Source organism: Jiella endophytica (genome assembly GCF_004519335.1).
In the GTDB taxonomy this organism is placed as follows: Bacteria; Pseudomonadota; Alphaproteobacteria; order Rhizobiales; family Rhizobiaceae; genus Jiella; species Jiella endophytica.
The window spans coordinates 625,582-651,737 of the sequence record NZ_SOZD01000002.1 but is presented as its reverse complement, the minus strand read 5'-3'; the positions used below and the strand labels follow the sequence as shown (position 1 = coordinate 651,737).

Annotated in this window: 24 protein-coding genes and 1 riboswitch; of the genes, 14 read left to right on the top strand and 10 right to left on the bottom strand. The window is 67.0% G+C overall.

Annotated elements, in window-relative coordinates:
• The first annotated feature begins 20 nt into the window (after positions 1 to 20).
• The 3 genes from E3C22_RS08100 (at position 21) to E3C22_RS08090 (ending at position 3,969) form a co-directional block, all read left to right on the top strand.
• A complete protein-coding gene (locus E3C22_RS08100; protein ID WP_134761485.1) occupies positions 21 to 1,445 on the top strand; it encodes a dihydrolipoyl dehydrogenase family protein in 1,425 nt (474 codons plus the stop codon).
• A gap of 171 nt (positions 1,446 to 1,616) precedes the next feature.
• Positions 1,617 to 3,074 carry a sensor histidine kinase gene (locus tag E3C22_RS08095; protein WP_134761484.1) on the top strand — a complete coding sequence of 486 codons (1,458 nt, stop codon included), beginning with the start codon at positions 1,617 to 1,619 and terminating at the stop codon, positions 3,072 to 3,074.
• 70 nt (positions 3,075 to 3,144) lie between these two features.
• Positions 3,145 to 3,969, top strand: a complete 825-nt coding sequence (locus E3C22_RS08090; RefSeq protein WP_134761483.1) for a sulfite exporter TauE/SafE family protein — start codon at positions 3,145 to 3,147, stop codon at positions 3,967 to 3,969.
• A 19-nt stretch (positions 3,970 to 3,988) separates the two neighbouring features.
• On the opposite strand, the gene E3C22_RS08085 is transcribed toward E3C22_RS08090, so the two are convergent.
• The 3 genes from E3C22_RS08085 to E3C22_RS08075 all read right to left on the bottom strand — a co-directional run bounded on the left by E3C22_RS08085 (position 3,989) and on the right by E3C22_RS08075 (position 6,538).
• Positions 3,989 to 4,699: a TIGR02281 family clan AA aspartic protease gene (locus E3C22_RS08085; protein WP_134761482.1), complete on the bottom strand. Its 711-nt coding sequence runs from the start codon at positions 4,697 to 4,699 to the stop codon at positions 3,989 to 3,991.
• The gene (locus tag E3C22_RS08080) at positions 4,689 to 4,934 is read right to left on the bottom strand and encodes a DUF1289 domain-containing protein (protein ID WP_134761861.1); all 246 of its coding nucleotides are present in this window, start codon (positions 4,932 to 4,934) and stop codon (positions 4,689 to 4,691) included. The genes E3C22_RS08085 and E3C22_RS08080 overlap by 11 nt, the downstream gene beginning before the upstream one ends.
• A 98-nt stretch (positions 4,935 to 5,032) precedes the next feature.
• The gene (locus E3C22_RS08075; RefSeq protein WP_134761481.1) at positions 5,033 to 6,538 is read right to left on the bottom strand and encodes a sensor histidine kinase; all 1,506 of its coding nucleotides are present in this window, start codon (positions 6,536 to 6,538) and stop codon (positions 5,033 to 5,035) included.
• A 183-nt stretch (positions 6,539 to 6,721) separates the two neighbouring features.
• On the opposite strand from E3C22_RS08075, the gene E3C22_RS08070 reads away from it, so the two are divergent.
• The 3 genes from E3C22_RS08070 to E3C22_RS08060 all read left to right on the top strand — a co-directional run bounded on the left by E3C22_RS08070 (position 6,722) and on the right by E3C22_RS08060 (position 8,347).
• Positions 6,722 to 7,333: a glutathione S-transferase gene (locus E3C22_RS08070; RefSeq protein WP_134761480.1), complete on the top strand. Its 612-nt coding sequence runs from the start codon at positions 6,722 to 6,724 to the stop codon at positions 7,331 to 7,333.
• Positions 7,334 to 7,342: 9 nt separating this feature from the next.
• Positions 7,343 to 7,984 (top strand): uracil-DNA glycosylase family protein, encoded by a 642-nt coding sequence (locus E3C22_RS08065; RefSeq protein ID WP_134761479.1) that lies wholly within the window; start codon positions 7,343 to 7,345, stop codon positions 7,982 to 7,984.
• Positions 7,985 to 8,104: 120 nt separating this feature from the next.
• A complete protein-coding gene (locus E3C22_RS08060; protein ID WP_134761478.1) occupies positions 8,105 to 8,347 on the top strand; it encodes an Lrp/AsnC family transcriptional regulator in 243 nt (80 codons plus the stop codon).
• Here the strand turns inward: E3C22_RS08060 and E3C22_RS08055 are convergent.
• The 3 genes from E3C22_RS08055 to E3C22_RS08045 form a co-directional block, all read right to left on the bottom strand.
• Complete coding sequence (locus E3C22_RS08055; protein ID WP_134761477.1) at positions 8,246 to 9,508, bottom strand: GGDEF domain-containing protein; 1,263 nt, start codon at positions 9,506 to 9,508, stop codon at positions 8,246 to 8,248. The genes E3C22_RS08060 and E3C22_RS08055 overlap by 102 nt on opposite strands.
• A gap of 283 nt (positions 9,509 to 9,791) precedes the next feature.
• Positions 9,792 to 10,598, bottom strand: a complete 807-nt coding sequence (locus tag E3C22_RS08050; RefSeq protein ID WP_245514847.1) for an outer membrane protein — start codon at positions 10,596 to 10,598, stop codon at positions 9,792 to 9,794.
• Positions 10,599 to 10,847: 249 nt separating this feature from the next.
• Positions 10,848 to 12,488, bottom strand: coding sequence for an AMP-binding protein (locus tag E3C22_RS08045; protein WP_134761476.1), 1,641 nt, complete (start codon positions 12,486 to 12,488; stop codon positions 10,848 to 10,850).
• Between the two features lie 211 nt (positions 12,489 to 12,699).
• On the opposite strand from E3C22_RS08045, the gene E3C22_RS08040 reads away from it, so the two are divergent.
• Positions 12,700 to 14,040 (top strand): YARHG domain-containing protein, encoded by a 1,341-nt coding sequence (locus tag E3C22_RS08040; protein WP_167591686.1) that lies wholly within the window; start codon positions 12,700 to 12,702, stop codon positions 14,038 to 14,040.
• Between the two features lie 85 nt (positions 14,041 to 14,125).
• Positions 14,126 to 14,890: a M15 family metallopeptidase gene (locus E3C22_RS08035; RefSeq protein WP_245514846.1), complete on the top strand. Its 765-nt coding sequence runs from the start codon at positions 14,126 to 14,128 to the stop codon at positions 14,888 to 14,890.
• A gap of 82 nt (positions 14,891 to 14,972) precedes the next feature.
• Here E3C22_RS08035 and E3C22_RS08030 read toward each other — a convergent pair whose 3' ends face one another.
• The 3 genes from E3C22_RS08030 to E3C22_RS08020 form a co-directional block, all read right to left on the bottom strand.
• Positions 14,973 to 15,605: a nucleoside/nucleotide kinase family protein gene (locus E3C22_RS08030; protein ID WP_134761473.1), complete on the bottom strand. Its 633-nt coding sequence runs from the start codon at positions 15,603 to 15,605 to the stop codon at positions 14,973 to 14,975.
• A gap of 154 nt (positions 15,606 to 15,759) precedes the next feature.
• The gene (locus tag E3C22_RS08025; RefSeq protein WP_206026921.1) at positions 15,760 to 17,238 is read right to left on the bottom strand and encodes an alkaline phosphatase D family protein; all 1,479 of its coding nucleotides are present in this window, start codon (positions 17,236 to 17,238) and stop codon (positions 15,760 to 15,762) included.
• Positions 17,239 to 17,509: 271 nt separating this feature from the next.
• On the bottom strand, positions 17,510 to 18,421 hold the full coding sequence (locus E3C22_RS08020; RefSeq protein WP_134761472.1) for a cell wall hydrolase: 912 nt from the start codon (positions 18,419 to 18,421) through the stop codon (positions 17,510 to 17,512).
• Between the two features lie 334 nt (positions 18,422 to 18,755).
• Positions 18,756 to 18,859: riboswitch (guanidine-I (ykkC/yxkD leader) on the top strand.
• A gap of 107 nt (positions 18,860 to 18,966) precedes the next feature.
• Here E3C22_RS08020 and E3C22_RS08015 point away from each other — a divergent pair.
• From E3C22_RS08015 to E3C22_RS08000, 4 genes are read left to right on the top strand one after another with little or no spacing between them, the layout of a single operon-like run.
• A complete protein-coding gene (locus tag E3C22_RS08015; protein WP_134761471.1) occupies positions 18,967 to 20,034 on the top strand; it encodes a putative urea ABC transporter substrate-binding protein in 1,068 nt (355 codons plus the stop codon).
• Between the two features lie 12 nt (positions 20,035 to 20,046).
• Positions 20,047 to 20,868: an ABC transporter permease gene (locus E3C22_RS08010; RefSeq protein ID WP_134761470.1), complete on the top strand. Its 822-nt coding sequence runs from the start codon at positions 20,047 to 20,049 to the stop codon at positions 20,866 to 20,868.
• Positions 20,865 to 21,698, top strand: a complete 834-nt coding sequence (locus E3C22_RS08005) for an ATP-binding cassette domain-containing protein (protein ID WP_134761469.1) — start codon at positions 20,865 to 20,867, stop codon at positions 21,696 to 21,698. The genes E3C22_RS08010 and E3C22_RS08005 overlap by 4 nt, the downstream gene beginning before the upstream one ends.
• The gene (locus tag E3C22_RS08000) at positions 21,691 to 22,911 is read left to right on the top strand and encodes an agmatinase family protein (RefSeq protein ID WP_134761468.1); all 1,221 of its coding nucleotides are present in this window, start codon (positions 21,691 to 21,693) and stop codon (positions 22,909 to 22,911) included. The genes E3C22_RS08005 and E3C22_RS08000 overlap by 8 nt, the downstream gene beginning before the upstream one ends.
• Positions 22,912 to 22,929: 18 nt before the next feature.
• Here the strand turns inward: E3C22_RS08000 and E3C22_RS07995 are convergent, their stop codons facing one another.
• On the bottom strand, positions 22,930 to 23,919 hold the full coding sequence (locus E3C22_RS07995; protein WP_425364957.1) for an undecaprenyl-diphosphate phosphatase: 990 nt from the start codon (positions 23,917 to 23,919) through the stop codon (positions 22,930 to 22,932).
• 429 nt (positions 23,920 to 24,348) lie between these two features.
• Here E3C22_RS07995 and E3C22_RS07990 point away from each other — a divergent pair, with 429 nt between their 5' ends.
• Together E3C22_RS07990 and E3C22_RS07985 are read left to right on the top strand one after the other, a co-directional pair.
• Positions 24,349 to 25,041 carry a glutathione S-transferase family protein gene (locus E3C22_RS07990; protein ID WP_134761467.1) on the top strand — a complete coding sequence of 231 codons (693 nt, stop codon included), beginning with the start codon at positions 24,349 to 24,351 and terminating at the stop codon, positions 25,039 to 25,041.
• Between the two features lie 85 nt (positions 25,042 to 25,126).
• Positions 25,127 to 26,116, top strand: a complete 990-nt coding sequence (locus tag E3C22_RS07985; RefSeq protein ID WP_134761466.1) for an aldo/keto reductase — start codon at positions 25,127 to 25,129, stop codon at positions 26,114 to 26,116.
• Positions 26,117 to 26,156 lie beyond the last annotated feature (40 nt).

Here is a 26,156-nt window from a genome sequence, read left to right as displayed (position 1 = left end):
CGGACATATCGGAGGCGGCGATGGCGCCAATCTTGAAGCCGGATCTTTGCGTCATCGGCGGCGGTTCGGGCGGCCTGACGACCGCGGCCGCTGCCGCCGCCTTCGGCGTGAAGGTGGTGCTGATCGAGCGCGGCAAGATGGGCGGCGACTGCCTCAACTACGGCTGTGTTCCGTCCAAGGCGCTGATCTCCGCCGGCAAGCACGTTGCGGCGATCCGCGAGGCCGGCCGCTTCGGAATCCGGGTCGGCGAGCCGGAGATCGATTTCGCCGCAGTCAAGGATCACGTCAGGGGCGTCATCGCCGCGATCGAGCCGAACGATTCCGTCGAGCGCTTCGAGAGCCTCGGCGTCACGGTGATCCAGGCCGATGCGAGCTTCGTCGACGAGAAAACCGTTTCGGCCGGCGGGCGGATCGTCGAAGCGCGGCGCTATGTGGTGGCGGTGGGCTCGTCGCCGCTGGTGCCGCCCATCGAGGGCCTTGCCGAAACACCCTATTTCACCAACGAGACGATCTTCGAGCTCAGGGAGCGTCCGGACCATCTGGTGGTCGTCGGCGGCGGCCCGATCGGCATCGAGATGGCGCAGGCCCATCGCCGGCTCGGCTCGAGGGTCACGGTGCTCGAGGGCGGCAGCTTCCTCTCCCGGGACGATCCGGAACTCACGGCGATCGTCCTCGGCAGGCTGCGCGAGGAAGGCGTGCAGCTGCGTGACAAGGCGAAGGTCGTCGGCGTCACCCGCGGCGAAAATGGCCCTCGGATCACCATCGAGACCGGCGGCTCCCCCGAGACGATCGACGCCAGCCATCTCCTCGTTGCCGTCGGCCGGGCGCCGAATGTCGCCGGCCTCGGCCTCGACGCGGCTGGTGTCGACTACGACGCCAAGGGCATCAAGGTCGGACCGGATCTCCGCAGCAGCAATCGCCGGGTCTATGCCGTCGGCGACATTGCCGGCGGGCCGCAATTCACCCATGTCGCCAACTATCAGGCCGGCCTCGTCCTCAGGCCGATCCTCTTCCGCCTGCCGGTGCGCGAGCGGCGCGACCATTTGCCACATGTCACCTTCACCGATCCCGAGCTCGGCCAGGTCGGCCCAACCGAGGCCGAGGCGAAGGCTGCCGGCGACCTTCACGACGTGCTGCGCTGGCCCTATGGCGAAAACGACCGGGCCCAGGCGGAACGCCACACCAGCGGCCTGATCAAGCTCGTTCTCGGCCGCAAGGGCCGGGTGATCGGCGCCGGGGTCGTCGGCATGGCGGCCGGCGAGATCACCAACATGCTGTCGCTCGTCGTCGGCAAGAAGATGAGCGTCGCCGATCTCAGGGACTTCGTGTCGCCCTATCCGACCCTCTCGGAAATTGGAAAACGCGCCGCGACGGTCTACTATCGCCCCTATACTGAGAAGCCCTTCGTGCGTCGGCTGGTCGGCTTGCTCGCCCGGTTCGGCTGAAGGGGGTGGTGGAGTTGCGCAAGGGGTTTCAGTCGGGGGGCTGAAACCACAGGCGTCCGGCAGCCGTATCATCATCGGTACGGGCGCTGTGTGCATTGCGCCGGAAGGTCAGAGGCGGGGACATTCTTGGACGATCCAGCGAGATCGGAAGGCGCGGCCGGCGAAAAGCCGATGCCGAAGCTGCGGCGGCGGCTGTCGACGCGCATCCTGGTGATCACGGCGCTTGCCGTGATGCTCGCCGAAGTCCTGATCTTCGTCCCCTCGGTCTCGCGATTCCGCTATGACTGGCTGACCGCCAAGACCGAGACAGTTGCGGTGGCGGGGCTCGCCTCCGAGGAGGTCGACGCCGGGCCTGGCTCGGTTCTCGGCCCGAACCAGGAATCGGCGCTTTTGAAGGCGCTCGACGCGCAGCTGATCGCCATCGACGACAAGGATGCCTCGCGCCTCCTCGCCAGGGCGGAGACCGTCGGCGTGCCGGATCTGCAGATCAATCTCTCCGACGAGACGATGATGGCGATGATCCTCGGCGCCTTCGACACGCTGATCCTCGGCGGCGATCGGCTGATGCGCGTCCAGGGCGCCGTCGGCGACGGCTCCGTCCGGGCCGAGGTGGTGATGTCCGAGCGCCCGCTGCGGACCGCCATGCTGGTCTATTCCCGCAATGTCTTCCTGCTCTCGCTGTCGATCGCGATGTTCGCGGCGCTTCTCGTCTATACCGCGATCAGCCGCTATCTCGTGCGGCCGATCCTTCACATGACCCATTCGATGATGCGCTTCGGCGCCAATCCGACCGATACCGACAGGATCATCGCGCCAAGCGACAGGGACGACGAGATCGGCGTCGCGCAGGTCGAACTCGCCGCCATGCAGCGGCGGCTGACCGAGACGCTGCGCGAGCAGCGCCACCTCGCCGATCTCGGCCTTGCCGTCTCCAAGATCAATCACGACCTGCGCAACATCCTCGCCTCGAGCCAGATGATCTCGGACCGGCTGGCGACGATCGAGGACCCGACGGTCCAGCGCTTCGCGCCCTTGTTGCTGCGCAGCCTCGACCGGGCGCTGCACTACACCCAGTCGGTGCTCGCCTATGGCCGCGCGGTCGAAAGCGAGCCGGTGCGTCGCGAGGTGCGGCTGCGGATGCTCGTCGAGGACGTCTATGAGACGCTCGCCCTCGATCCGAGGTCGCAGATCCGGCTGGTCAACGCGGTGCCGGACGATCTCGTCGCGATGGTCGATCCGGACCAGTTCCACCGGGTGATCCTCAATCTCTGCCGCAATGCCGTCGAGGCGCTCTCTTCCGGGGGCGACGATCCGTCGATGGTGGTCCGCCAGATCCGCACCGGGGCGCAGATCGCCTCGGCCGGCGCCGGTGGCTGGGGCGGGCTGACGATCTTCGTCGAGGACACCGGGCCCGGGCTTCCCGAGGTGGCACGGGAAAATCTCTTCAAGGCGTTTCGCGGCTCGGCGCGATCCGGCGGAACCGGCCTCGGCCTGCCGATCGCCGCGGAGATCGTCGAGGCGCATGGCGGCGAGATCAGCCTTGCCGACCGCGACCAGCCGGGGACCCGGTTCGAGATCTGCCTTGAGGGCCGGGCGGCGCGGCGCGAGGCCGTCGTGGCAAGGGTCTGAGCGGAAACACGTCGCTCCCTCGCCAAGATTGTTCGTGCATGTGATCACTGCAATGCGATAGATGCCGGACATGACCTTGCAAGACGGCGTCAGCCTCATCCCCCTCATCGTCACGCTTCTTGCCGCCGCTGCCGCTGCCGGCTTCCTCGCCGGCCTGTTCGGCATCGGCGGCGGGGCGATCTTCGTGCCGGTGCTCTACCAGACCTTCGAAAGCCTCGGGGTGAGCCATCTCGTCTCGATGCATCTCGCCGTCGGCTCGTCCATCGCCATCATCGTGCCGACCTCGCTGCGGTCCCTCCATTCCCATCTGAAGCGCGACGTCGTCGACACGGCGCTTCTGAGGCAGTGGATCATCGCCGTTCCGCTCGGGGCCGTCGCGGGGGCGTTTCTCGCCTCGATCGCGAGTTCGGCGGAGCTGCGGGCGATCTTCGCCGTCCTTGCCTTCACGCTCGGGCTGAAGATGCTGATCGGCCGGCTCTCCATCCAGCTCGGCGAGGATCTGCCCGGCGGCATCGGCCGCTCGCTCGCCGGCTTCGTCATCGGCGTCCTGTCGGCGCTGATGGGAATCGGCGGCGGCGTTCTCAACAACACCTTCATGACGCTCTATGGCCGGCCGATCCACCAGGCGGTCGCGACCAGCGCCGGCGTCGGCGCGCTGATCGCCGTGCCGGGCCTTCTCGCCTATGTCATCGGCGGCTGGGGCGATGCGGCGCTGCCGCCCTACAGCCTCGGCTTCGTCAATCTCTTCGCCGTCGCCGTCGTCGCGCCGGCCTCGATCCTCGCCGTGCCTCTGGGGGCTTCGCTGGCCCACAAGCTGTCGCGCCGCCAGCTCGAGCTCGGCTTCGGCTGCTTCCTTCTGACCGTCGCGATCCGCTTCGCTTGGAGCCTGCTCTGACGCGCGAGGGCCGTGAGGCTTAGTCGGTCATCACCAGCCGGTCGCCGCGAAAATCGTAGGACGTCAGCGTGTCGAGGAAGCTCATGCCGAGGAGGACGGTGCCAAGGCCGGTGCCTTCGGTGACCGCGGCAGCGACGTCGTTCCGGGTGATCCCGCCGATGGTGATCGAGGCGAGGCGGATCGGCGCCGCCTTGGCGATGCCGTTGGCGGTCATGACTTCATTGGTGAAATGCAGCCGGGACATGTCGACGCCGATCGAACGGGCCGTGTCGCTGTCCATCGCCACCACGGACGCACCGGTGTCGACGATGAAGGTCGTGGCCTCGCCGTCGATCTTGCCGTCGAGATAGAAGTGGCCGTCGGCAGCCCGTGTCGCCATGAAGCGGCTGTGGCCCTCGTCCTCGCCGATCGGCACGACGCTGCCCGGCATCAGCACCGCGAAGACGCGGTTCTTCAGCGCCGAGAACTCCGGCTGAAAGGCATAGAGTCCGATCAGCAAAACGAAGGCGGCGGTCCAGATCAGGACGTTGCGGAGCATCTCGCCAAGGCGAAAGCGCATCGACAGGACCAGCAGCGAGCCGATGCCGACGCCGAGAATGGCGAGGCTGGCGAGATGGGCGAAGGCGTCGTCGCTCATCCCGGCGATCGTGCCGTCGTGATTGAAGAACAGGATCGCCAGCGTCAGCGCGACGGCGCCGAGGACGAAATAGAGGATGAAGTCACGACGCATCGGCTTTGACGGCGCTCCTCGGCCGCGGGTCCTGTTTAGACGGCTTGCCCGGCCGCGCATCCGGCCGTTCCTGCGGGGCCGGACGCTCGGCAAGGTCGGCCAAGATCGCCCGGCGCCTGTCCGGCGCGAAGGAGGCCCAGCCGGCGATCTCGTCGATCGTTCGCCGGCAGCCGAGGCAGAGCCCGGTCGCCGGGTCGATGGTGCAGACGAGCGTGCAGGGGCTTTCGATCGCCATCAGGGCTCCGGTTTCGGGGAAGGTCTCGATCACCGGCATATGGCGCCGGAATGCCTGAGCCGCAAGCGTTGCGCCGCCTTGGTAGCGGCCCGTCGCTCTCAGCCGATCCAATTGGGATCGTCGATTGCCGGCATCACTTCGAGGACGCGCGACTGCGGAAAGACGGCGATCGCCTCGGTCCCCTCGCGCAGCCGCGAACGGAGCTTGAACTCGCCATTGTGGAGTTTCACCAGGGCCTGGACGATGGGCAGGCCAAGGCCGGTGCCCTGTTCGGCGCTCTTCATCGCGATCGAGCCCTGGCCGAAGGAGGAGAGCACGATCGGGATCTCGGCCTCCGGGATGCCCGGACCGTTGTCCTTGACCGAGACATACTGTCCGGCGCCGGCCGTCCAGCCGATGCTGAGCACGATCTCGCCGCCGCGCGGGGTGAACTTCACCGCATTCGACAACAGGTTGAGGATGATCTGCCGGGCCGCCCGCTCGTCGGCCCAGAGCGCCGGCAGGTCCCGCTCGAAATCCGCCCGTACCGACAGGCCCTTCGCCTCGGCGCGGATGCGGATCGTGGCGAGGCATTCCTTGGCGACGGCGATCAGCTCGATCGCCTCTTCGTTCAGCGCGAAGCGGCCGGCCTCGATCCGCGAAAGGTCGAGGATCTCGTTGATGAGGCCGAGGAGATGCTGGCCCGAGGAATGGATGTCGCGGACATAGTCCTTGTAGGTCTCGGTTCCGAGAGGGCCGAGCATCTCGCCTTCCATCACCTCCGAAAAGCCGAGAATGGCGTTGAGCGGCGTGCGCAGCTCGTGGCTCATCGTGGCGAGGAAGCGGGACTTGGCGAGATTGGCCTCCTCCGCCCTCAGCCTTGCCTGGTCGGAGATCACCCGGGCGGTCTCGAGTTCGGCGATCAGCTCGTCCTTCTCGGCTTGATGGACGAAACCGCGCAGCGCCGAGCGCCTGAGGATCTCGCTGACCAGCGAGAAGAAGGCGACGGCGGCGATCAGGATCCCTGTCATCGCGATATGCGCCGGGTCCGGTTCGGCGATCGCGCCGACGCAGAGGAACAGGCCCGTCAGGGCGAAGGTGAGCGGAACGACGAATTGCAGCGTGAAGGAGATCATCGCGGTCGAGGCGACAACCACGAAGAGGACGGTGAACTGGAAGATGCCGAATTGCGGGCTGGGGCCGGGATCGAGTGCCGCGAGATAGGCCCAGCAGAGCCCGGTCATCGCGTGGCCGGTGAGGAACAGCCCGCGCCAGCGGTCGACCCCTTCTGCCGGCACGGGCCCGGCGGAGAACTTGCGGGCGGTGGCAACGAGGGCGAGGTAGCAGCCGAGCGCGACGACGGTCCAGAGCGCGGCGTGCAAAGGTCCGAGATAGACCGACATGCCGAAGCCGGTCACCATCACCGGCACCGGCAGGATGAACGCCGCCGCCTTCAGCGCCGCGGCATGCTGGAAGAGCAGCTCGCGCGAGAATCGCGGCGCCGCGTGCCCGCGTGTCGACAGCCGTTCGCGGGCGGCCCGCAAGGTCCTTGCGAGCTCGCCATTGCGCGGTGTCGAACGGCGGCTGACGCCGTGGTCGACGGTGGGCGGTGCGGCAAGGGACATGAAGCCTGGTCGGATCGCCTGAGCTCGTGTTTCGATCAGGCCCCATTCTGTTTCCCCAACCTTAAAAAAATCGCTTAAAGAACCGGAAATTTTGTACCGCCCGGCTGATCGAAGCCGGCGCCGGGAGGAACATCGGCGGCATCGGGCGATTTCACGAGACGACGACGAAAGGGAGGAGAGCTGATGCGCCTGTTCGATGGCGGCCGTGCGCCCAATCCGCGGCGAACCCGGATTTTCCTGGCCGAGAAGGGCATCGAGGTGCCGCTCGAGCCGGTCGACATGGGCAAGCTCGAACACCGCTCCGACGCAATGGCGAGCCGCAATCCCTTGCGGCGACTGCCGGTGCTGGAACTCGGCGACGGCACGGTCATCACCGAATCGATCGCCATCTGCCGCTATTTCGAGGCGCTTCATCCCGAACCGCCGCTGTTCGGGTCGACACCGCTGGAGATCGCAACGATCGAGATGTGGAACCGGCGGCTCGAGCTCGGGCTCTATGGCGCCGTCGCTGCCGCCTTCCGCCATACCCATCCGGCGATGGCCGAGTGGGAGGTGCCGCAGGTGCCGGCCTGGGGCGAGGCCAATCGCGCCAAGGCGGGCGACTTCCTCAAGATCTTCGACGCCCACCTCGCCGACCACCGCTTCGCCGCCGGCGACGAGTACTCCGTCGCCGACATCACCGGCCTCGTGGCGATCGACTTCATGAAGCCGGCGAGGATCGAACTGCCGGCAGAGCTCGTGAACGTCGCGCGCTGGTATGGCGAGGTCGCCGCGCGGCCGAGCGCCAGGGCCTGATCGTCAGACGTGGATTTTCCGCAGACCACAGATCGGCCCGAGCGGCCGGAGACGCTCTCTCAGACGATCCGCGGCTGCCGGATCTGCCGCGAGGCGCCGTTCGGCGCGCCGCTGCCGATCGAGCCAAATCCGGTGCTCGTGCTGTCGTCGACAGCGCGGATCGTCATCGCCAGCCAGGCGCCGGGCAATCTCGCCGACCGGTCGGGCACGCCGTTCAACGACCCCTCCGGCGTCAGGCTGCGCGACTGGATGGGGATCGGGCGGGAGATCTTCTACGACGTGTCGCGCGTCGCCATCGTGCCGATGGGCTTCTGCTTTCCCGGCTATGACGGCAAGGGCGGCGACCTGCCGCCGCGCCGGGAATGCCGGGCGACGTGGCATGAGCGCGTCATGGCGGCGATGCCGCAGATCGAGCTGATCCTCGCGATCGGCCTCTACGCCCAGCGCTTCCACATCGAGGGCAACGGGACGCGGTCGCTGACCGAAACGGTGGCCGACTGGCGCAACGTGCTCGCAACGGGCGGGCGATTTGCGCCGGTGCTGCCGATGCCGCATCCCTCCTGGCGCAACAACGCCTGGCTGAAGCGGCATCCGTGGTTCGCCGCGGAACTGCTGCCGGAGCTGAAATCCCGCGTCGCGGCGCTGGTATGATGCGTCACGGCCGAGGAAGGTCGAGGGGCCCCCTTCCGGATGCCGGGCCGCCCTTGACGGAGCCTCGGCCGGACCCGACCATGACGAGAAGGCCGCCGACCACGGCGGCAGGAGCAAACGATGAAGACGATCTTCGTACAGTTCAAATGCAGTCCGGGCATGGCCTATGGCGTCGCCGACGCGCTGGTCCAGGAGGTTGAGGAGATCTCCGAGGTCTATTCGACCTCCGGCCACTACGACCTGATCGCCAAGTTCTATTTGTCAGACGACCGCGACATCGGCCATTTCGTCACCGAAAGGCTGCAGGTTCTCGACGGTGTTGCGGACACCTTCACCCTCGTTGCCTTCAAGGCCTTTGGCTAGCGCCTTGCGGGTGGCCGCCAAGGGCCGCGGCCAGACGCGGTTGCGGCCGGCCTGCTTGGCGTCGTAGAGCGCCGCGTCCGCTCCGGCGATGAGGTCGTCCTCGATGTCGCTGCCGAGCGTCCCCGCAGTGACGCCGATGCTGACGGTGACGCAGGTTTCGCCGTCGGCATGAAGGATGCCGAGGGCCTCGACCTCGCCGCGGATGCGCTCGGCGATCCTCAGAGCGTCGAGATGGCCGGTCCTGGTCATCAGCACCAGAAACTCCTCGCCGCCGAAGCGCACGACGAGATCCTCGTCGCTGCGCACGAGGGTCAGCAGGAGGGTGGCGATGCGCTTCAGGCAGAGATCGCCGGAGAGATGGCCGTTCTCGTCGTTGAAGCGCTTGAAGTGATCGACGTCGATCATCAGCGCCGCGGTCTGGACGCCGGACGGGCGGCCGGCGAGATCGTCGAACACCCGGGTCAGGCGGCGCCGGTTGAAGAGACCGGTGAGGGCATCGCGCTCCGCCGCCGTCTGGGCCTGCTCGATCCTGAACTTGTCCTGCATGCGGCGCAGGAAGCCGTGCCGGGCATCGCGCTGCATCTGCCGGTTTCCGGACAGCGACATGTAGCAGGCCGCGCCCACCGCCATGATTCCGATCGCCAGCACCGGCAGCGACGCCTCGGTGGCGATCAGCGTGCCGACATAGATCGTCGCGGCGAAGGAGCTGGCGATGACCGCCTCGTCGTATTCCAGCCGGAACAGGAGATTCATGTAGATGAGAACGAAGATGGCCAGATACTGGTAGTGGGCGGCCGCTGGCGTGCCGTTCAGCGCGTAGACCGCCATCACCTGCACGATCATCGCCAGCGGGCCGAGCGCGACGCAGAAGCTGCGCAGGGTCGCATGCGGGCCGTCATGCAGCCCGAGCAGCGACAGGGCGACGATCGGCGAGACGACGAAGACGTGCAGCGCCGCGCTGATCCAGAAGGTCTGGGGAAGCAGCAGAAAGTCGACGATCAGGAAGATGTTGTAGCAGACGAGTGTCGGGATCAGCAGGGCCCGCGCCAGCCGCTTGCGGAAGTGCAGCCGATAGCCGCGATAGGTCGCCTCGATTTCCGGAGGAAAGGCGTACCGGTAGCCGCGATCGGCAATCAACTGTTCGATCTGTTGCGGCTGCATGGTTCGCGAGGCCCCCTTCGCGAATCATAATAAGGGAATACAACTTAAAGCAGGTTTTAAGAAATCGCTCAAAAATGCACGGTTTGCCGGCTAGCCAAAATGGCAGCCCTCATCTTCGTCGAAAAGGGCTTGCGCTGCATGGACTTGACCGTCGTAGGCCAGCCGTCGGACACGAGGCCGTGATTAGCAGCTCAGGGGCCATTTGTCGATGGAGCCGCCTTGGTGAGCGCTGTCGTCAACCAAGGCGTGTCTCGCCCGGCAAGACCCGCAGCGCTGTCTGTTCCTACCAGAGCGAGTAGCGCAGGCCGGCCCTGATCGTGTGCCGCTCGAAGCCGTCGTCGGAGCCGTGGATGGCGTAGTCGATGCCGTTGGCGACGTCGGTCGCGGCGACATCCGCAGTGTCGCTGCCGTCGACGTCGAGATAGCGGTAGCCGACATCGAGTTTCAGATTCTGCGAGACGTCGTAGGAGACGCCGGCCATCAGCGAATAGGCAAAGCGCCATTTCGACAGGTCGTCGATGTCGGTGTCGAGGCTGGAGCCGCAGTCGTCGCCGGCATAGCGGCAGCCGGTCTGGTATTCGACGTGGACGGTACCGGCGCCGGCGCCGACATAGGGCGTGAAGCCCGCATAGGTGCCGAGATCGACATAGGCGTTGGCCATGACCTCGAAGGACTTCACCTCGCTGTCGACCGAAAGGCCGCCAGGAAAGTCTGCCGAGTCGACATCGGCCTTCCAGTAGCCGACCGTCGCGTCGGCGCGCAGGAACTCGTTGAACTTGTAGCCGGCGCCGATGCTGACCTCCGGCGCGCGCCCCAGGTCGAGCCCGTCATAGCCGCCGCGAAACAGGCTGGTCGTCGTCGTGCCGTCGAAGGAGGTGACCTCGTAGTCGGTCGCAAGATCGCTCTTGAACTGGTAGCCGACGTCGCCGCGCAGATACCATCCGGTGCCGATCTCCACCGGCTGCACCTCGGGAACATCCTGATAGATGGGCGTGTCGTAGATCGGCGCGAGGTCGGCCGCGAGCGCTCCGCCGCTTGCCGAGACGATCGCCAGTGACGCTGCAGCGCCCATCCATACCGAGGCTTTCATCGACTTTGCTTCCCCTGCCCGAGCCGGCTTCGTTTGCGCCGACATTGGCGTTGCCACCTTGAGCGGGACTGTCGCAGGGAAGGGTTAAGACACCATTAACCGTGTTTGTTAACCACGCCAGCGGTCGCGTTTTTCGGGTGAGCGCTCCTGCAAGGGCAGGTCTGGCAGGGGATTGCCGACGGACCGCGCCGTTGCCGCCGGGCCGGCCGCGCGCCGCGACCATCGCTCGCACGACGCAGAGGGAGGGGCTCAGCGCTCGGTGGCGTCCGCCGCCTCCGAGGCGGCGCTGTCACGGAACTCCCGGCGGATGATCTTGCCGCTGGTGGTCAGCGGCATCTCGGCGACGAAGCCGATCTCGCGGGGATATTCGTGGGCCGAAAGGCGGTTGCGCACGAAGAGCTGGATCTCGGCGGCGAGCGTCTCGCCGGCGTCGAAGCCGTCCTTCAGGACGACATAGGCCTTGACGATCTCGGTGCGCAGCGGGTCTGGCTTGCCGACGACGGCGGCAAGCTTCACGGCCGGATGGGCGAGCAGGCAGTTCTCGACCTCGCCGGGGCCGATCCGGTACCCGGCCGAGGTGATGATGTCGTCCTCGCGGCCGACAAAGGCGACGTAGCCTTCGTCGTCCATCACCGCTTGGTCGCCGGTCAAAAGCCAGTCGCCCGAAAACTTCGCGGCGGTCGCTGCCGGGTCCTGCCAGTAGTTGAGGAACATCACCGGATCCGGCGCCTTCACCGCGATCGTGCCCGGAACACCCGGCGGCACCGGCCGGCCGTCCTCGCCGAGCAGCGCCACCTGATGGCCGGGCACGGCCTTGCCGATCGCCCCGGCCCTCGAGACGCCGGCCGCGGCCGACGAGCCGAGCACCATGTTGCATTCGGTCTGGCCGTAGAACTCGTTGGCCGTCAGGCCGAGGGCCTCGCGGGCCCAGTCATAGGTCGCCGCCGGCAGGCTCTCGCCGGCCGAGGCGATGGTGCGAAGGCGAAGATCGCGCACGGTTTCGGCATCCGTCGCCGCCGCCAGCATGCGCAAAGCCGTCGCCGGCAGGAAGGCATTGCGGACCCTTTGCCTTGCCATCAGCCGGTAGGCCTCCTCGGCGCGGAACCGCTCGCCGGAAAACACCACCGGCACGCCGAGCTGCAGCGACGGCAGCAGGACGTTGAGCAGCCCGCCCGCCCAGGCCCAGTCCGACGGCGTGTAGATCCGGTCGCCCGGCTGTGGATAGTCCTCGTGGTGGAAGATGATCCCCGGGAGGTGGCCGAGCACCACCCGATGACCATGCAGCGCGCCCTTCGGCGGGCCGGTCGTGCCCGAGGTGAAGATGATCAGCGCCGGATCGTCCGGGCCGGTCGCGGCGTCGCCGCAGGCAGGCGGCGTGTCGGCGATCAGCAGGTCGTAGTCCAGGAAGCCATTATTGGGGTCGAAGCCCCCATCGACGACGATGACGCTCTGAAGGCCAGCGGGTGCCGGCTGAACCGCGCCGAAGGTCTCGAGGCCGTCGCGATGGAGAACCGCCATCCGGGCGCCAGAGGCATTCAGCCGGTAGCCGAGCGCTTCGGGGCCGAAGCGCATCGCCAGCGGCACGGCGATGGCGCCGAGGCGGTAGACGGCAAGATGGGCGACGACGGTGGCAAAGCTCTGGGGCAGGATGATCGCCACGCGGTCGCCGCGGGCGATGCCATGGGCCGCCATGGCCCCTGCGAGCCTCCGCGACGCGGTGACGAGTTCGCCACAGGTCATCGTCACGGCGGGCCGTTCGCCGCGATCCTCGATCAAGCAGATCCGCTCCGGCGTCTCTGTTGCCCAGCGGTCGGCGCAGGCGGCGGCAATATTGTAGCGGGCCGGCAGGTTCCAGGCAAAGCCCGACACCAGTGAGTCGTAGGTTTTCATCGCAGTGCACAAAAAGCACTCACTGGTCGCCGCGGCAAGGGGCATGCGTGACGAGGCGGAAGGGGCGGCCCGGCACGACGTAACGTCAATCTGATCGACACCAGGGCGAACTTCGTGCTTAAACGTGCCGTGCGCCGATGGGGCTCGTCGCCGCCGTGACAGGATGTTCGGTGATCTGATGCGAAAGCAGCTTGTCCGCTTGGCCGATCGCATGCTCGGCCTTTGTCTCCTTGCCCTCACCTTCGGTTCGTTTGCGGTGCCGGCCCATGCCGCGCCGCAATACGATCTCTGGGAGCTCGAGATCCTCACCAATCTGCAGAGCCTGCAGAGCAATCGGCAATGCGTTCCGAACGGCGGCGCGCAGCACATCCACATTCTCGGCGTCAGCCTCGACGACACGCTGCTCGGCCCGCAGGAAAAGACCGCGATCCTTTCCGACCTCTCCGAGGTGATCGCGACGCGCACCCATGCCCGCACCACCAAGGCCGACAATTTCCAGTCGATCGCCTCGAGCTACAGCGGCTTTTCCGAGGCGGATTCGCGCGAGCTCGACCGGTTGAGCGAGGCCGCCTCCAGCGCCGACATCACCGTCCTCGTCAGGCCCTATCGCGACAAGGGCGCCTCGGTCGACGCCGAAATCCGCCTGTGGGCACGCGGTGCCGGCGGCGCCGATCCCGGCCTCAACTGCGTCCAGTCGTTTTCCGTCGAGATCCCGACGGAGAAGGCCGATCCCGCCTGCGCTGCGGCTTTCGCCAAGGCCAAGCGCGACAGCGACCCGGCGCGGCTGGAAGCCTTCCGCGACTTCTTTCCGCAATGTCCCGAAGCGGCGGAGGCGGACCGGCTGGTCACTGCGCTGAAGGCAAGCCAGGCCGAGAAGGCCGATCGCGAGCGCTGCGACAGGAATTTCGCCCGGGCGCGGGCGGAGGGGACGGTCGCGGCCTATTCGACCTATCTCGACGAGAACATCGATTGCCCCGGCCGCGACGTCGTGATGGCCCTGCGCGACCAGGCGGCCAAGAGCTCGGCCTGCGAGACGGCCTATCGCGACGCCCGGCGCCTCGACAGCGTCGATGCCTATGAGAGGTTCCTTCTCGACAATCGCGCCTGCCCCCAGGCCGACACCGCCTCGGCCTTCCTGACCATGAAGCGGCAGGAGGAAAAGCGCGAGGAGGAGGAGCGCGCCAAGGCGGCCGAGAAACAGGCGCCGGCTCCTTCGCAGGACGATGGCCGCCAGGCGGGCCAGCCGCAATATTCGCCGCCCGCCGGCAATCAGCCGACCTACGTGCCGCCGGCCTACAATCCGCCCGCCTATGATCCGCCGGCCACCGCCAGCTATCGCGGCTATCCGATCCCGAAGGATCTCGCCGCCTCGACCTGCGGCCAGCTCTGGTATGCGCGCAACCTGCTCTTTGATCTCGCCGGCTACTGCTTCAAGACCGGCAAGGCCCAGCGCTATTTCTCCAATGCCGGCTGCACCGGCGCCAGCCCGCGGGGCGCCGACGCCGCCGAGGTGAGCCGCATCCAGGCGCTGGAGCGGCAAAATGGCTGCTGATCCGGGAAGTCTCCGCACGCCGCCGCGCGCCGCGACCCTTAGCGGAGCGTGGAGGATCGGCCTCCTCGCGCTCGCGGCTGCTGCGTTGGCGCCGCTTCCCGCTCGGGCCGCATCGAGCCTGCCGCTGTTTGACCGGCTGGAGGCGCTGAAGGCCGCCTATCCCCAGGCGGTCAAGGCGATCGAGATCGACGGGATCGTCATGGCCGACGGAACGCGCATCCCGATCGACGACGGAGCCGCGAAAAATCACGAGCAGAAGCTCGCCAATGCCGACATCGAGGACATGCTGTCGCAGATCTACCCGGTCGGCACCTGCGACAAGGGCGCGCCGCCGGCCCGCAACTTCGACCCTGGCCGCATCCGCAACGACGCCTTCTTCCGTTCCCTCTACGGCGCCACCAGGTCGATGGCCGAGAAGCGGCTTGTCGCCGTCGACTGGTTCGGCTCGCGCCTCGCCTTCACCACGACCGGCGGTGCCGATGCTGCGCTGCGCGCCGTCGCCGGCGAGCTGTCACGCCGGCCCGAACTGAAGACCTATCTCTCGCCCTCCGCCGGCACCTTCAACTGGCGGGTGGTCGCCGGGACGAAGCGCCTGTCGGCCCACAGCTTCGGCGCCGCGATCGACCTCAACACCCGCTACGCCGACTACTGGCTGTGGAGCGGCGGCAAGCCCGGCAACGTGCCACGCTACCAGAACAAGTTTCCGACGCCGATCGTCGAGCTCTTCGAGCGGCACGGCTTCATCTGGGGCGGCAAGTGGTATCACTACGATACGATGCATTTCGAATATCGGCCGGAACTGATCGCCATCGGCCGGCTCGCCGAGGCCCGCGGCTGCCCGTCCTCCTGAGCCAGTTCGGCGCCTCGCGGAGCAGATTCGACATTTGCCGCGAGCCCGATGCAGGACGGAGGCAACTATCGAAATCGAACCACTAGTCGGCGACGAGGTAGTCGGCGGCGACGCTTGTCGTCAGCACCGTCCGCATGTTGGGAAAATCGTTGCCTTCGAGCTTTGCCTCGAGTGCCTCGCCGGAAAGCCCGTAGCCGATCCAGCGTTCGGTGAGCCGGCGGCGGAGCTCGGCCTCCGGCACGTCGATCATCACCGTCCGGTCAAAGCTTTCGCGCAGCGGCGCCCAGGCCGGGTCGTCGAGGAGGAGATAATTGCCCTCGGCGACGATAGTGCGCACCTTCGGACCGATGATCCTGGCGCCGGCCCGGGCGATCTCGATCGCCCGGTCGAAGACCGGCACGGCGATGTCGGCATCCAGGGTTTCGACGAGGCGTTTCAGCGTTGCCGCGAGGCCGCCGGTGTCGAAGGTGTGGGGGGCGCCCTTGCGCGGCCGGTCGCCGCGGGCTTCGAGGACGATGTCGTCGAAATGGAAGCCGTCCATCGGCAGGACGGCCGCCGCGCCTGGCCGCAGGCGATCGAGTTCGCCGACCAGCCATTCCGCCAGCGTGCTCTTGCCGGCACCGGGCGAGCCGGCCACCGCGACGATGCTGCGGCGGTCCTGCGGCAGATCGGCGAGCCTTGCGGCAAGTTCCTCGCGCGACAGGCGCTCCGTCATTCGCTTCGTTCCGATTGATGTCAGGGCCGGGCCGCCCGCCGGCCGCCAGGGTGTTTGGTCAAGTCTCTGGAGATAGCGCATGGCGGGCGGAGGTCGAAACAGCCCGGCCGGTCATCGACGGTCTCTGGCAGGAGCAGTCGGGCCGCCGCGGCGCTCAGACCTTGAGCGGCCGCGTCCGGCCGGTCTCTTCCAGCTCCCAGGAAGCTGCCCATTCTTCGTGGTTCCGCGTCACCACCAGATAGTTCCGCTCCCCGGCATAGATCGTCGGGTAGTCCGGCAGCGGCAGGATGCGGATCTTGCGGCCTTTCAGCGGGCTTTCGCCGAACTTTGCCAGGAGGCCCAGCACGCGCGGATAGGCGGAGTGCGGGGCGGGATGCGAGATGCCCGAGGCGACGAGCTGATGCATGATGCCGCCGCCCTTCAGCCGCATCTCGCCACGGGTGGCGAGGTGGATCTCGCCGGAGAGCACCGTCAGCTCGCCTTTGCTGCTCTCCTCCCAGCCGGCGAGGAGCGCGAGGAAGCGCCGCCACTCCGACCGGTGGGCGCGGCTTTGCCACTGGTCGCGCAGGTCGTCCTCGTATTCGGCCGTGCCCGGCATCAGATCGGCGACCAGTTCCGCCCAGCTGAGCCTCGGGCCGAGGGCCGGCACGCTGGAGAGGACAAGGATGCGGTCGCCCGCGGGCGTCTCGGCAAAGGCCTGGTCCAGCATCGCCCAACCGGCCTCGCCCATGACCCGGTCGAGCTGCCGCTCGCTGCGCAGATCCGGCGCAATGATCGACAGGCCCGGATAGCGGACCACCGTTCCGAGGCTGCCGCCGGTCTTGTCGGAGACGATCGACGGCATCTCGCCCGGCGGGGTGGCGAGCTGGAAGATCAGGAACATCTCGCGCGCCGCCGAAAAGATCGCCTGGCCGACGGGGCTCTGGAGCATTGCCGCCGGATGGCTGCCCCAGCCGTCGATGATGTCGTGGTCGTCCCACATCATGATCGAGGGAACCCGCGCGGCGAGGCTGGCGAAGGACGGGCGGGTATAGGCGATCAGATAGCGCTCGAAATAGAACCGCCTGAGCGCCTCGGTGATCTCCGGGGTCAGGGCGACGGCGACGCGCTCTTCTTTCGGCAGGCTCTGCCAGCGCTCGACCTCGGGGTGGCAGTGGAGGACGTCGTCGGCATAGAGCTGGTCGCCACCCTGCAAGAGCAGCGTGAAGGGCGCGTCGAGATTTTCCTTTGCCAGCCGCTGCCAGACGGCGTCGCGCTCCGAAAGGTCGCGGTCGAGATCGTGTTCTTCCTGGCCGTTGCAGGAGACATAGGCGATGTGCATGTCGGGCGTCGCCGGCGAACGGACGGCGAATGTCTCGCCATCGACGCCGTAGCTGCCGCCAGTGCCGCTCGGAAAAATCAGGTCGCAGGCATGGACGGTCCGGCCGAAGAGGCTAGTCAGCTCGACCGTTTCGACCGGGCCGGAATCGGTCGTGACCGACGGCGGGGCTTCGCCTTCGAGGCGGACGATCAATGCCCGGAGGTGATCGCCGGAAGTATCGCCGCCACGTGCGAAGAGGATCGGCCCGGACCGGCTGACGGCCGGCTGCGATCCGGTCGGCGCATCGGGCGCCTCGCCTTGCCTGACTGCCATTGATACGCTCTTCGTCCCGCCGGTACGTGGCGATCGGCCCCGGGGCGATCGCAACTGCGGCCGGATATAGGAAGCGCCGGGGCGTTTGCACCCGCAGGCTGGCAATTGCCTGTGCGCGGGAGGCGATTGCCTGCATGTGGAGCGGCGATGGCGGCCCCGGAGTATCGCGCGTCCGATTGGACACGCCAGGGGCGCTCTATCTTACTGAACCTGCGCATCGTGCTGTTGAGAAAATCGGTTCCGATCTTTGGGCCGATGCTGAAGCGGCCGCCTACCAGCGGGCGAGCCAGGCGGCGTCGTCCTGCGCAGCGCCGCCGGAGGGCGCGGCATCGGCGAGACTTTCCCCGCTGCCGACGCCGGGCAGATCGCTGGCGGCAGCCGTGTCTGCCGTCTGTGGTGCGGCTTCGGCGACGCGGCCACCCCGGCCGGGCCTCGGCGAGGGGACCGGCTTCTGATGCTTGACCATGGCTAGGAACGGGCTCTTCTCGGTCGCAGCCTCGCCGGCGGCAGGACGCTCGTTCGGCACCGCCGCTGCGGAAGCGGTCTTGGCCTCGGGCTCGGCATAGCCGATCGCCGTTGTCGCGTCGGACGGTCTTGACGGGCTGTAGGCGGCGGTGCGCATCGTCTGGATGGCGCCGGCAGCACTTTGCCGGACCTCGGCCTGGGAGACGATCCTGACGTCCGGATTGCGGCGGCGGGAGATCTTTTCGTAAAAGGCGTTGCCGCCGGCGATCAGCCGGTAGCTCATGTTGCCGTAGCCGAAATTGAGGCCGGCCGTGTGGAAGTATTTCGCCTTGGCGACGCCCTTCAGCCGCTCGCCCGAGAGCACGCGCTGGGCGGTCTTCATCGCCAGTTCCTTGCCGGCACCCATCTCGCGGGTCATCACCCCCGACGCGAACTGGTTCGGCTGGCCAACGACGTCGCAGACCTCGTTCGGATAGTCGGGCGAATCGACCCGGTTCATCACCACCGTGCCGACGGCGAGCATGCCGTCTTCGCTGGAGCGGTTCGATTCGAAATACATCGCCCGTGCCAGACACTCCTGAGCCGGGCCGAAATCCTTCGCCGCGAGGGCGTCCAAGGCATCGTCGGCGCCGGGCGCCCCGACACAGCCCGCAAGGGGCAGGGCGAGGGCGGCGAAAAGGCCGAGGCGGCATCTGGTAACGCGGTATGTCGTGTTCATGACAAACCCGTGATTGCCGATTGAGGCAGCAAATCGACACATTCTGTTACGCAGGCCATGCGGACCCGCAACTGTTGCCGGCGTGCCGCAGCTTTCGGTTAACGAAATCTTTCCCGATGCGGCTGCGCAACAGGGGTTTCGGGCCGCAACCGTCTCGTCTGGACGCCCACCAGCTGCTCAAAATTCGAGCTTCGCTGTGCAAGCCTTGCGCAAGTTTCGCCGGTCCGTCGCCGGCAAATGCCGGTGCGACGTGCCGACGGCGCGTCACGGGGGCGCAATTGCTGCTTCGCCCAGTCGCCAGCCGGCTGGCACGCTTCTTGATTGGGATCGCATCGTGCGGTGCGTCTAGGGTTCCGGTGCCTCTTTGGCATGGCTGGTCCGAGAGACGCACTCCCCGTGAATTGCGGGGAGACACGGCGGGCCAAAATCCCGGGAGAACGCCGCACGGACCCGCGTGACTAGCGGGCCGTCTCCCGGTCCTCTTCTCGCGAAGTCCCTTTCAAACCGGCCGCACCGGCCGACGCGACGAAGAAGGAAGAAGCCGCATGCGAAATCTTGCCGCCGCTCTGGCGCTCGCCGTCTCGCTCCTCAGCCTTCCCGCCCACGGCACCGCCGAGGCCGCCGAAAAGAAGGACTTTTCCGTCTGCTGGTCGATCTATGCCGGCTGGATGCCCTGGGGCTACATGCAGGACTCCGGCCTCCTGAAGAAATGGGCCGACAAATACGGCCTGACCATCGAGGCGGTGCAGATCAACGACTATGTCGAATCGATCAACCAGTACACCGCCGGCCAGTATGACGGCTGCGCCATGACCAACATGGACGCGCTGTCGATCCCGGCGGGCGGCGGTGTCGATACGACCGCGCTGATCGTCGGCGACTATTCCAACGGCAATGACGGCATCGTTCTGAAGGGCAAGGACAAGCTCGAGGACATCGCCGGCCAGAACGTCAATCTCGTCGAGCTGTCGGTCTCCCACTACCTGCTCGCCCGCGGGCTCGAGACGGTGGGTCTCGCCGAAAAGGACGTCACCGTCGTCAACACCTCCGATGCCGACATGGTCGCCGCCTATCAGACCTCGGACGTCACCTCGGTGGTCACCTGGAACCCGCTGTTGTCCACCATCACCGCCATGCCCGACGCCAACGAGGTGTTCGATTCCTCGAAGATCCCCGGCGAGATCCTCGACCTCATGGTGGTCAATACGAAGACGCTGAAGGACAACCCGGATTTCGGCAAGGCGCTGACCGGCGCCTGGTACGAGATGATGGCGCTGATGCAATCGGACACGCCGGAAGGCAAGGAGGCGCTGGAATCCATGGCCAAGGCCTCGGGCACCGATCTCGACGGCTTCAAGGCGCAGCTCGCGACGACGGCGATGTTCTACGATCCCGCCAAGGCGGTGGAACTGACCAAATCGGAAAAGCTTCCCGAGACCATGACCTTCGTTGCCAACTTCCTGTTCGACCACGGCATCCTCGGTCAGGGCGCGCCGAGCGCGGATTTCGTCGGCATCGAATATCCCGACGGCAAGACCACCGGCGACACCGGCAACGTCCAGCTGCGCTACGATCCGGCCTATATGGAGATGGCCGCCGGCAAGAAGCTCTGACGGGCGCCCGTCTTGCGCCTCATCAACCGGCATCCGTCGCGGCCCGTCCGGCTGGCGCTCGGCGCTCTGCCCTTCGCCCTGGCGATCGGCGCCTATGCGATCGGCAGCGCCATCCGCCGGGCAGAGAACCCGCAGGACAAGCTGCTGCCCTCGCTCGCATCGATGGGCGAGGCGATGTGGCAGATGGGCTTCGTCGCCGACCGGCGGAGCGGCGAACTGCTGTTGTGGTCGGATACGCTGGCGAGCCTCGAGCGGCTCGCCATCGGCATCGCGATCGCGGCGGTGCTCGCCGTCGTCTTCGGCGCGCTGATCGGCATCCTGCCGATCGGCCGCGCGTTGTTTGCGCCCTTCGTGGCGGCCTTCTCGCTGATCCCGCCGATCACCATCCTGCCGATCCTGTTCATCGTGCTCGGCCTAGGCGAGGCGGCGAAGGTCGGCCTCGTCGCCATCGGTACCACGCCCCTAATGATCCGCGCGCTGGCGCAGGGGGTGCTCGACATTCCCCGCGAGGAGATCGTCAAGGCGCAGACGCTCGGCGCCTCAACCTGGCAGATCGCCATGCGGGTGGTCTTCCCGCAGCTTTGGCCGAAGCTGATCACGGCGATCCGCCTCGGCCTCGTGCCGGCCTGGATCTTTCTCATCTCGGCCGAGGCGATCGCCGCCACCGACGGCCTCGGCTACCGCATCTTCCTCGTCCGCCGCTATCTCGCGATGGACGTCATCCTTCCCTATGTCGTCTGGATCACGCTGCTCGCCTATCTGATCGACCGGGGGCTGGCGCTTGCCTCGCGGCGGATGTTCGGCTGGGCGCATCTTTCGGGAGACGCGCTGTGAGCTTCGTCGAGGCACAACGCATCTTCGTGACCTATGGCGACGCGCCGATCCTCGAGCGCGTCGACTTGTCGGTCGACGAAGGCGCGCTGGTGACCGTGGTCGGGGCGTCCGGCTGCGGCAAGTCGACCTTCCTGCGCATTCTTCTCGGCCAGGAGCGGCCGACGGCGGGCGAGATCCGCATCGACGGCATGCCGCTTGCCGGCGAACCCGACGCCGGGCGCGGCGTGGTCTTTCAGAAATATTCGGTGTTCCCGCATCTGACCGTCCTCGGCAATCTGATGCTGCCGGCGGAATTCGAGGGCTCGCGGTTCCTCGGCCGGCTGTTCGGCGCGAGGCGTCAGGCCGCTCGCGAGGCAGCCGAGGCAATGATGGAGAAGATCGGTCTTGCCCATGCCCGCGACCGCTATCCTGCCCAGCTCTCCGGCGGAATGCAGCAGCGCCTCGCCATCGGCCAGGCGCTGCTCAAGCGGCCGCGCATCCTCCTGCTCGACGAGCCCTTCGGCGCCCTCGACCCCGGCACGCGCCGCGACATGCAGGCGATGCTCCTCGACCTCTGGCGCGAGACCGGCATGACCGTCTTCATGGTCACCCACGACATCCAGGAAGCCTTCCATCTCGGCACGCGGCTTCTCGTCTTCGACAAGATCCGCCACGATCCGCAATTTCCCGCCGCCTATGGCGCGACCATCACCTACGACATTCCGCTGAAGGGCCGGCATGCGCCGGACCCCGGGCCGGAAGACCCCATGACGGCAGCTTCGCCGGCGGGCATCCTGCCGCTGGCTGCCGGTCAGTCAGAAATCGAACGAGGAGACGAGCCTGATGCGTGAAGACATTCGTTTCGACCGGCCGGCCCGCGCGGGCCGCCGCGCCGGTACCCGCCTGCCGGACACCCGCGAGCGCCGGCACCACCCGAATTTCGACGCCAAGGAGACCCGCGGCTGGAAGGCGCTGGAAGCCGAGGACAAGCTCTCCGGCGAGGGCTGGAAGCGCGAGGTCAAATGGGCCCTCGACATGGGCCTGCCAGGCGCCGATTCGATCACCGACAAGTCGATCCCGACCTTTGCTCGCGGGGAACTGCCGCATTTCGCCGGCATCAACACCTTCCTCAAGGCGCCCTATGTCGAAAATGTCCGCGACGTCGGCAAATACGACGCCGCCGTCCTCGGCATTCCCTTCGACTCAGGCACCACCTACCGGCCCGGCACCCGCTTCGGGCCGCAGGGCATCCGCCGCATCTCGGCGCTCTACACCACCTACAACTACGAGCTCGGCGTCGACCTGCGCGAACAGATGACGCTGTGCGACGCCGGCGACGTCTTCACCATTCCGGGCAATCTGGAAAAGAGCTTCGACCAGATCTCCAGGGGCGTCTCCCACGTCTTCTCGTCGGGGGCCGTGCCGATCATGCTCGGCGGCGATCACTCGATCGGCTTTCCCTGCGTTCGCGGCATCGCCGAATGCACCTCCAAGCGCATCGGTATCATCCATTTCGACCGACATATCGACATCCAGGAAAAGGATCTCGACGAGCGCATGCACACGACGCCCTGGTACTGGGCGACCAACCTGCCGAACGTGCCGGCGGTCAATCTCGTGCAGCTCGGCATCGGCGGCTGGCAGGTGCCGCGCCCCGGCGCCAAGGAGGCCTTCCGCCGCCAGACCAATGTGCTGACCATCGAGGATATCGAGCAGTACGGTCTCGAAAAGACCGCCGAGATCGCGCTGGAACTTGCCTGGAAGGACGCCGACGCGGTCTACATCTCCTTCGACGTGGACAGTCTGGACTGCGGTTTCGTGCCGGGCACCGGCTGGCCGGAGCCGGGCGGCTTCCTGCCGCGCGAGGCGCTGAAGATCCTCGGCCTCGTTTGCGCCCCGGGGATCTGCGGCCTCGAGGTGGTCGAGGTCTCGCCGCCCTACGACACGTCGGACATCACCGCGCTGATGGGTGTCAGGGTCTGTGTCGAGGCGCTGGGCTCGATGGTCGCCCACGGCTCGCTCGGCAAGCACAAGGCGATCATCGACAAGCCGGTCGCCTTCTGAACCGTCGTCCGGGGCGGATCACTCGCCGCCGGTAACGCGCTCGCTCTTGCCGGCGGCGGGATGGTCCGCCGGCTCGCCGTTTTCGCGCAGGATGTCGTCGACGCTGAGTTCGGCGCCGGGCTTTGCTTCCGCGTCGATCGACTGCGCCTGGCCCTGGTCGGCGGCGGGCGCCACGGTGAGGAGCAGCACCATGCCGACCGCGCCGACGACGATGCGCCACCAGGCGAAGGGCGCAAAGCCGTGCTGCGAGACGAAATCGAGGAGCTTGCGGACGACGAAGATCGCCGAGACGAAGGCGAGGATGAAGCCGACGGCGATCAGGCCGAGATCGTCCATCGAGAGCGCGTCGCGGTTCTTATAGAGGTCGTAGGCGAAGGCTCCGACCATCGTCGGCATGGCGAGGAAGAACGAGAATTCGGCCGCGGAGCGCTTGTCGGTTCCCATCAGCAGCGAGCCGGCGATGGTGGCGCCGGAACGGGAGGTGCCGGGGATCATCGCCAGGCACTGGAAGAAGCCGATGGCGAGGCACAGCGACAGCGGATAGTCCATCACGTTGTCGTAGCGCACCTTGCGCGGCACCTTGTCGATGACAAGGAGCAGGATGCCGCCGACGACGAGGGCGATGCAGATGACCATCGGTGTCTCGAAGAGGACGCGCTTGATGAAGTCGTGGGCAATCACGCCGATCACCGCCGCTGGCAGGAAGGCGATCAGGATGCCGATGACGAAATGCCGGCTGCGCGCGCTTGTCGGCAGGGTGATGAACAGCTGCCACAGCCGCGAGAAATAGACCAGGAGGATCGCCAGGATGGCGCCCAGCTGGATCACCACCTCGAAAGTGTGGGCGGTCGAATGGAAGCCGAGGAAGTGGCCGAGAAGCAGGATGTGGCCGGTGGACGAGACCGGAATGAACTCGGTCAGGCCCTCGACGATCCCGAGAACAGCCGCGTCGATATAGGAACCCAGATCCACCTTCGGTCTCCTTCCGCCGTCTTCGCGCGGCGCCATCGGCCGGACTGCGGCGCGGCCGCGCCGGGACGGCTTGGCCGTGGGGCGTCTGCCGGTGAATTGCGGCATGTTTCGGTCGCGGCAGGCGCCAATCCGGTGCCGCGCCGCATGGCGGCTGAGCGCGCAGGATGGCGCCCCGGGGCCACGGCCAAGGTCATAGGACTTTTGCGCTGACCTGAGGCTGACCTGCCACAGGGTGGGCCTGAACCAGACCTTTTCTTTCCACATTCGAGGGCCAGTTCATCCCGACGACGCCTCGGCAGCAAAGCGCGACGCAGGAAAATCGGGCCTTTCCAATCCGTTGACGAATTTGTGCGAAGTTTGCCCAAGTGCCGCGGCGGAGCCACGAGCAGGCCATGCGGCGAGCATGTTCAACCCCTCAGTGTGGATGCTCCTCCCGCCACCGCAGAGAACCCGACCCCAGAAGACATGTTGAAACTGCACCACCACCCGATGTCCGCCGCCTCCCGCTTCGTCCGGCTGGTGCTGGCCGAATATGGCGAACGCTGCGAACTGGTGGAGGAGCGGCCCTGGGAGCGGCGCCGCGAGTTCCTGATGCTCAATCCGGCGGCGAGCCTGCCGGTGCTGATCGAGGACAACGGACCGCCGATCGTCGGGGGCATCGTCTCCGGCGAATATCTCGACGAGACCCGTGGCGCCTTCCAACGCGACAAGCGGCTGATGTCGGAAAAGCCGCTGGAGCGGGCCGAAGCCCGGCGGCTGACCGAATGGTTCCTGCGCAAGATGGAGACCGAGGTCACCCGCTATCTGATCCGCGAGCGGGTGTTCAAGCTGGAGATGCGCCCCGAGGATGGCGGCGGCGCGCCCGACGCTTCGGCGATTCGCGCCGCGCGGGCCAATCTCAAGCACCATCTGCGCTATCTCGGCTGGCTCGTCGAGGAGCGCGACTGGCTGGCCGGGCCGCGGCTTTCCTATGCCGACATCGCGGCGGCGGCGGCGCTTTCCACCCTCGACTATATCGGCGAGGTGCCCTGGGATTCCGAGCCCCATGCCAAGGACTGGTACATGCGGATGAAGTCGCGTCCGGCCTTCCGCATCCTCCTCGGCGAAAGGGTGCGCGGCCTGCCGCCCTCGCTGAATTACGCCGAACTCGATTTCTGACCATTCCGGCCGCGCTCGACCGCAAGGCTCTGGCAGAACCGTCAGTCTGACGCATTTCCTTCGTCGAAAGACGAGGAGAAGCGACATGCATCAGCGCAAGCTCGGAAACGATCTCACCGTGTCGGCCATCGGCCTCGGCTGCATGGGCATGAGTCACGCCTATGGCGGCCAGGACGAAGCCGAGTCGATCAAGACGCTGCATCGCGCCATCGAGATCGGCGTGACCTTCTGGGATACGGCCGAAGTCTATGGGCCGTTCAAGAACGAGGAGCTCGTCGGCAAGGCGCTGAAGGGCCGGCGCGACCAGGTGACGGTCGCCACCAAGTTCGGCTTCCACATCCCGCAGGGCTCCGATGGCCCCGCGGCGATGGGCGGCACCAATTCGCGTCCGGACCATGTGAAAAAGGTCGCCGACGAGTGTCTCGGCCGGCTCGGCATCGAGACGATCGACCTCTTCTACCAGCACCGCGTCGACCCCGACGTGCCGATCGAAGAGACGGTCGGCGCCATGGCCGATCTCGTGAAGGCCGGCAAGGTGCGGGCGCTCGGCCTTTCGGAAGCCGGGCCCGGGACCATCCGCCGCGCCCATGCCACCCATCCGATCGCTGCCCTGCAGAACGAATATTCTCTGTTCACCCGGGATCCGGAAGCCGAGATCATCCCGCTCTGCGAGGAACTCGGCATCTCGCTGGTGCCCTATTCGCCGCTCGGGCGTGGCCAACTGACCGGCGGGCTGACCAGCCCCGACCAGCTCTCAGAGGGCGACTTCCGCAAGGGCCTGCCGCGCTTTGCGGCCGAGGCCATGGTTGCCAATGCGGCGCTGGTGGAGACGCTGAAGGATCTTGCCGCGGCGCGGGGCGTGACGGCGGCGCAGTTGGCGCTCGCCTGGCTCCTGTCGCGGAAGGATTTCGTCGTGCCGATCCCGGGCGCCCGCAAGATCAAGCATCTCGAAGAGAACGCCGCGGCCGCCGACATCTCGCTGACCGAGGCGGAACAGGCCGAGATCGGCGAGAAGCTCGCCAATGTCGCCGGCCCGCGCTACCGTCCGGACCAAATGGCGATGACCGGGCGATAGGATCGGGGGCCAGGGGCCTGTCGGAATGGCGAGTGCCGGT